Here is a 6,252-nt window from a genome sequence, read left to right as displayed (position 1 = left end):
TAAAAACTTTTCACTGTCCAGTAGTCAACATATTATTGATATACCCTCCTTCTCATGATCAGCTTAGATAGACAGGAGACTGATCCCTTTTGTTCTAACTTACGTAGCCGTTCCATGTCTTAAAGGACAAGGAACGGTTCCGTCAATACTCGCTTTTAAAGTGGTAAACATTGTGGATTCCTCATCTGTTTATTAGTTCAGTTTGTGGTGTAATCCGAGTGCTAGCGAATAAACTCATTACGATTAACAAGAGATGAAAACCCATCGTTACAATTAATCCTGATTGCAGTGACATCCCAGCAGATTGACAAACAACAAGGATGGAACCGCCTATTCCGATAACCACGCCCGGTGTAAAAGAATCCGCAAATTGCAAATTTGCCGAAGTTTTTCCAACACCTTCTTCCCCTGTTTGGGAAAATGCCACAACGCCGCTAATAGGATGTGCCAAGCCGATTCCGATTCCAGCTATGATTTGTCCAATAACCGCAACGGCAACAGTTACAACAGGTACCCAAAATACGAAGGCAATCCCAAATGCAAGCAGTAGCACACCCAGTATAATTCTTGTATGACGTCCACGACCTTGGTCTGCCGAATCCCAACGTCCTTGCAGATAAGCAATGACGCACCAACTCAGTGCAGCACTCGCTACAATTAATCCGGCCTGAGAAGGAGTAATACCTTTCACATCTATTAAAGCCAATACCAAGAAATTCTGTGTGCTGGTATAGGCAGCGAAGAACAGCCCACGTGTTGCTAGAATAGCTGGCATGCCTTTTCGGAAAGCAAGAGTTCCCTTGGGTAGCAGTTTGCGCAGCGGATATACCATTAGCACTAAGCCGATAATGACTAAAACAAACCCTGTAATTATCGGCAGCATGCTAAGACCAATTAAGAAAATCCCCGTACCTATCGTTAATAGTAACGCCAACCATGTAGCTGTAGCTCCGTTGTCCCCTTGTGTTCTCTCTGTTTTTAATTTCCTAAAAGCAGGTATACTTAGCAATGCTGAAACAACCAGAATCGGTAATATTCCCCAGAAAACAAACCGCCAGGACCACTGATCTGCGATAAGACCGGCAACGTATGGACCAAGCATGGACGGAAGAACGTAGGCAGTACCGAATGCTCCGAGTATTTTGGCACGTAATTCATCGGGATAACTTAAGGATATTGCAGTGTACACGCAAGTCATCATAGCGCCGGCACCTAAACCCTGCATGGCTCGTGACCCTATCATGGTATACATATCGCCTGCTGTTGCGGCAGCGATCAGCCCGACGATAAACAAAAGAAGTGCGAAAGTGAACGGTGCTGCAGGTCCTCTTCTATCAATGATCCGACCAACGACCAGGGTCCCGATAATCTGCGCAAGCAGATATGTGCTGAATATCCAGCCAAATAGGTCAAGGCCGTTCAAGTCGCCAGCAATGGAAGGGGCAATTGTGGTTACCGATAAGCCCTCGAATCCAACTGCCATCACCGACAGGATAATTCCTATGGACAGTGCAAAATAACGCGGGCTGAAAATACTTTGAGGATTAGACGACATGAAATGTGACCTCCAAGAAATTTTTTATGTATACTTCATATCCGGATACTTAGTAAACATTTTTGTTTATAAAGTTTAAACTACAGTTTAACTTTGACTTTGTCAACATTTTTATTTAAAATGTAGAGAGTGTTGTAGATCCAGTCGCTTTCAAAAGGAGGTTCACCATGAGCCGCAATCAAACGAATAAGGATTCATCAACTGGTACCCGGAGAGGGATCATTGATCTGCTAAAGCAGCAAGGTGGAATGGATGTTGCGACACTATCCTCCAAATTTTTGTTATCTGGTATGGCTATTCGTCAACATTTAAATGCTCTCAAAGAAGAAGGATTGGTTACTTACGAAGAAGAGGCCCGTCCCATGGGACGACCCACAAAGCTCTGGAGATTAACGCCTGAGGCTGATCGTTTTTTTCCAAACGGATATTCTGAGTTGTCAGTCAGTCTGATCAATTCGATGAGAGAGGCTTTCGGAAACGAGGGGCTAGAAAAGCTGCTGTCTGTGAGGAATAAGAATATGCAAGAGCAATATCTTCAGCATCTTGGTAACGCATCGGGCGTAAGAGAGAAGCTGGAGAAACTAGCCGATATTCGAACAAGCGAAGGCTATATGGCCGAGGTCAAGGAGCAAGGCGATGGGAGTCTTTTGTTTATCGAAAAGCATTGTCCGATCTGTGAAGCTGCTGCTGCTTGTACCGGGTTATGTAAGAATGAGTTACATTTATTTGAAACCATTCTTGGAGATAACGTTCATATCGAACGGGTAGAGTATATTTTGGCGGGGGGAAGAAACTGTGTTTACAGGGTTAGGGAAGGCGGACAAGCACATTGATGCTTGCATGAATGACATCGGTAACAAGACAACAAAACCTTCAACTCCACATCCTTCGTGGTTTTGAAGGTTTTTGTTTTAAGGTTTTGTTGTTCTAATGATGTCTTTTTTACCACACGATCTTTCTTCCAGTTGCAGCCGATTCCTCAATGCGGTCCAGTAGCTGATGTAGCTTTAAGGCATGGTTGAAATCGGGAGCGAGACGGGTGTCCGTCAAAATATCCTCGGCAAATACATGGTGAGCCTTGGCTACATTCAGGGTTACCCCTTCTTTGGGGAAATCCATTCCGCTATCAGGCTCATGAACTATATTGATTGGCTCAAAATCGCCATTAGGCGTATGACTCTGCTTACTGTTTGGATCATACACAAGTTTTTCGAGTCTCAGATTCCCAAATTGAACATGCCCAAGCGAAGGATACTGAGTCAAACGCAAAACGCCCTTTTTTCCCTGAATCTCAAGCTCGAATTTTGGATTCACTCCCCCCTGAATGTGGACGGATACCGTTGCCCCCTTCTCCAATGAACCCTGAATCAGAATCTGATCCGCAGTATCCTTGGAAATGACTTCACCCGTTTCCTGAATAGTGGCTTCGTTATAGTGAGATGATGTGATGGCCGATAGCTCACGGAATTCGCCAACGATGTATTGCAGCGCGTCCAGAGAATGTCCCCCGTTAATCGTCAGCAGATTGGCGCCATTGGCTCTATTCAGCAAATAAGCCGTATCCTGATCTGTTCCTCCTCCTTTACCTCGAGTAGATACTTGCATATGACAGGACACAATTTCACCAATCGTTCCGTCTTCCACCAGCTTTTTCATTGTTTGCACTTCAAGATTCTGCCGTGCCTGCAAGCCGACGGTATGATGAATGCCCGCCTGTTCTGCTGCCGTAGCCATTTCAGCGGCTTCCGCAGTGTTTGCCCCCAAGGGCCATTCACAAAAAATATGCTTTCCCTCTTGAATAGTCGCCATCACCGCTCCGTAATGATGGGGAACTTTTACGCTCACCACGACCATGTCCACATCCTCGGAAGCTGCGAGTTTTTTGGCATCATCAAAAGCCAGTGCAGCCCCTACTTCTTCTGCGCTTTGTCGCGCGCTCTCCATACGGGAGGTGCCGACGGCAGTGATAACCAGGTTCGAGTGCTTGAGCAAAGCAGGAATATGCGTTTGACTGGCCCATTTATTATTCATCGAACCTCCTACGATACCTGCACGAATCTTCTTTTTGACCATGTTGCGGAACCCTCCTGAATTTTAAATGTGGCTGGAAAATAGCGCCCAAGGCCAATATAATACACTTAACTCATAAATAATAATGTTTGTTTATAATGTAAGTATCATTTTATTTGATGGGAGGTGGAGACGTGGATATTGAAAATATGCGAGCATTTGTTTCAGTAGCAGAACTGAGGAGCCTTACAGAAGCTGCCCAAAAGCTGAATCACCTGCAATCGAACATGACGGCCAAAATAAAAAAGCTGGAGGCCCATTACGGCACAGCGTTATTTTACCGAAAGCCCCGTGGCATGGAGCTGACACCCGCAGGAGAAACCTTGTACGCTCAGTTCAAACAAATTTTGTTGCTATGGCAAGACACAGAGATGAAAATGAGACCGCAGGAGGAAAAGCTGCGCATCGGCACGATGCAGTCCATCGTAGCGGGGGAAACAACAAGGGCGCTTACGAAGGTATATGAGCTGTACCCGCAGGCTTCTGTTACCTTAAAAACCGGAACCACTACGGAAATGGAGCGATTAATCCGCGATGGGGAACTCGATATCGCTTTTGTTACAGGGTATTCTACTAACCCTTACATTCATTATCAAAAAATATGCCGTGAAGAGCTGGTATTGGTGGGGAAAGGCATTCATGAAGGCTCAGACCTCAAACAGGTGCTGCAAGGAGCCTCTATTATCGTGCTGTCGGATGGCTGCCTGTATCTCACGCATCTGGAGAAGATGTATCAGGACATGCAATTGACTCATGGCGAGGTGGTGGAGGTCGGTGTGTTTGATACGATGGTGGAATTCGCCTTGATGGGAATGGGAATCACCCTTATGTCCAAAAAACTGGCACGGCAATTTAAAGTAACATCCTATTTGCTCATTCCCCCAACCTTCGGCTACATGGATACGTATTTGATAACTCGGCCCAATCATGAAATGACAGCGATTGAACATAAATTTATCGAAATCAATAATACGATCTAAATAGATAAGAGAGACATCGAATGACAATCAATCAAGGCAAATACCAAGGTAGCCATGCCGTATTTCTGGGCGATAGCATTACGTTTGGATATGAATTGTGTGATGGAGAAAAGCCTTACCCCCACCTCGTCAGCAACGCACTGGGATTCCAAGGCTTTGAAAATCACGGCATATCCGGTAGCAGTGTAGCCAGCGGCGGCTTTGAACCGATGTGTGAGCGATATGAAAAAATGAATCCCCATGCGGACGTGATCTTTTTTATGGGGGGAAGAAATAATTTTTCGATGGGAGAAACGCCGTTCGGTCATTTAGGCACACCATCGACAGAAACGCGAACATTTTATGGTGCGCTCAAGCATATTGCCGAGGAATTAGTTAACAGTATTCCTAACGGTCTGCATCCAAATCAGGCAGGTCATGAGCGGCTGGCAGCTCGTATTATTGGATTTATGAACACGCTATAACCTATAAATCATTGCCAGCTGTGAATAGAACACCGAAGTGAAAATACTCAGGCAGGTCGTTTAGCTTGAATATTTTCAATAGAGGTGTATAATACTTGATATATCAATTGATACGTCAATTAATTTAAAGGAGGAGGAAAGTCATCGAACATTGTACGGATAAGAGCAAATTGTTTTATCGTATGCATCTTTTGTGTAAAGAAATGAATACTGCTTTTGAAGCACAATTAAAAACAAGCTTTACCAAGGTGGAAATTTTATATCATATTCATCAACGGCAGGAATTAAGTCAGCTGGAGCTTCAGCATTTACTGGTTCTGGACGGAGCAGCGGTAACCCGGCATCTGAAAAGGCTGGAGGAGGAAGGTCTGATTATCCGCACCAAAAAAGAGCAGGATAAGCGTGTGACCTATATTCGTCTAACAGAATCAGGGGGGCGAGAGCTGCAAGTTTTGTCTGAGCAAAGACAAGCCTTTCAGGACAAGCTGTTACGTGAGTTTGCTGATGAGGAGATTGTTTCTTTGACAAATGCATTACAGCGCATGTCTACCAATGTGAAGAATATGTAAAATACACGAGGAGGAAATGAATACCTCCATTAATCCGATTGACTGGAAGCTGCATGAAGGTTATTAGAAGCAAATGATGGATTGGGAGTTTCCGATTATCCTGGGCTGGGATGCTGCTGGGACCATCTCGGAAGTAGGCAGCGAGGTAACCGATTGGAAAGTAGGAAATGAAGTGTTTGCCCGTCCAGACACGACACGCTTTGGTACTTATGCGGAGGCGAGCACAATCATGAGCTACTTGCTTCATTAGGAGCCGATCAAATTATTGTCTACCGTACGACCCGTTTCGAGGATGTATTATCCGATGTGGACGTTGTATTCGATACGATGGGTGGAGATGTCCAGAAAAATAGCTTTAAAGTTCTGAAAAAGCACACGGGACGGATCATATCCATCGTTAGCAATTTTGACGCAGAGCTGGTCACTGAGTACGACGTAACGGCCAAAAATATATGGCTGGAGCCCAATGGACAGCAGTTACAGGAAATTACCGATCTGTTGGAGCAGAAAAAAGTAAGATTGCCATTACCTTTTCATAAGAACATATACAACGGTGCGCAACACGAAAGGAATTATACACCACGATGAAGATCCTATATAAGTTGAACTTAAGA

Annotated in this window: 6 protein-coding genes and 1 pseudogene; 5 read left to right on the top strand and 2 right to left on the bottom strand. The window is 44.7% G+C overall.

Going from position 1 to position 6,252, the window contains the following annotated elements:
* Nucleotides 1-181: 181 nt before the first annotated feature.
* The gene (locus tag ACIFQM_RS24780) at nt 182-1,555 is read right to left on the bottom strand and encodes an MFS transporter (RefSeq protein WP_430043352.1); all 1,374 of its coding nucleotides are present in this window, start codon (nt 1,553-1,555) and stop codon (nt 182-184) included.
* A 167-nt stretch (nt 1,556-1,722) separates the two neighbouring features.
* Between ACIFQM_RS24780 and ACIFQM_RS24775 the strand changes: the two genes are divergently transcribed.
* On the top strand, nt 1,723-2,388 hold the full coding sequence (locus ACIFQM_RS24775; RefSeq protein ID WP_137061579.1) for a helix-turn-helix transcriptional regulator: 666 nt from the start codon (nt 1,723-1,725) through the stop codon (nt 2,386-2,388).
* Nucleotides 2,389-2,497: 109 nt separating this feature from the next.
* On the opposite strand, the gene ACIFQM_RS24770 is transcribed toward ACIFQM_RS24775, so the two are convergent.
* The gene (locus ACIFQM_RS24770) at nt 2,498-3,628 is read right to left on the bottom strand and encodes a Gfo/Idh/MocA family protein (RefSeq protein ID WP_430043354.1); all 1,131 of its coding nucleotides are present in this window, start codon (nt 3,626-3,628) and stop codon (nt 2,498-2,500) included.
* A 131-nt stretch (nt 3,629-3,759) separates the two neighbouring features.
* Between ACIFQM_RS24770 and ACIFQM_RS24765 the strand changes: the two genes are divergently transcribed.
* From ACIFQM_RS24765 to ACIFQM_RS24750, 4 genes and pseudogenes are all read left to right on the top strand, one after another.
* The gene (locus ACIFQM_RS24765) at nt 3,760-4,605 is read left to right on the top strand and encodes a LysR family transcriptional regulator (RefSeq protein WP_430043356.1); all 846 of its coding nucleotides are present in this window, start codon (nt 3,760-3,762) and stop codon (nt 4,603-4,605) included.
* Nucleotides 4,606-4,625: 20 nt separating this feature from the next.
* Nucleotides 4,626-5,069: an SGNH/GDSL hydrolase family protein gene (locus tag ACIFQM_RS24760; protein WP_430066387.1), complete on the top strand. Its 444-nt coding sequence runs from the start codon at nt 4,626-4,628 to the stop codon at nt 5,067-5,069.
* A gap of 203 nt (nt 5,070-5,272) precedes the next feature.
* Nucleotides 5,273-5,638, top strand: a complete 366-nt coding sequence (locus ACIFQM_RS24755) for a MarR family winged helix-turn-helix transcriptional regulator (RefSeq protein ID WP_430043360.1) — start codon at nt 5,273-5,275, stop codon at nt 5,636-5,638.
* Between the two features lie 10 nt (nt 5,639-5,648).
* Nucleotides 5,649-6,157, top strand: a pseudogene (locus ACIFQM_RS24750) (NADP-dependent oxidoreductase); the annotation flags it as partial.
* Nucleotides 6,158-6,252: the final 95 nt, after the last annotated feature.

The organism is Paenibacillus sp. NRS-1782 (assembly GCF_050467685.1).
Classification (GTDB): Bacteria; Bacillota; Bacilli; order Paenibacillales; family Paenibacillaceae; genus Paenibacillus; species Paenibacillus terrae_A.
The sequence above is the reverse complement of the archived record's forward strand: the minus strand, read 5'-3'. Positions and strand labels throughout refer to the sequence as shown.

Bases quoted from the DNA above. Each gene is read 5' to 3' on its own strand.
- ACIFQM_RS24780 (WP_430043352.1), bottom strand. From the start codon at position 1,555: ATGTCGTCTAATCCTCAAAGTATTTTCAGCCCGCGTTATTTTGCACTG.
- ACIFQM_RS24775 (WP_137061579.1), top strand. From the start codon at position 1,723: ATGAGCCGCAATCAAACGAATAAGGATTCATCAACTGGTACCCGGAGA.
- ACIFQM_RS24770 (WP_430043354.1), bottom strand. From the start codon at position 3,628: ATGGTCAAAAAGAAGATTCGTGCAGGTATCGTAGGAGGTTCGATGAAT.
- ACIFQM_RS24760 (WP_430066387.1), top strand. From the start codon at position 4,626: ATGACAATCAATCAAGGCAAATACCAAGGTAGCCATGCCGTATTTCTG.
- ACIFQM_RS24755 (WP_430043360.1), top strand. From the start codon at position 5,273: ATGAATACTGCTTTTGAAGCACAATTAAAAACAAGCTTTACCAAGGTG.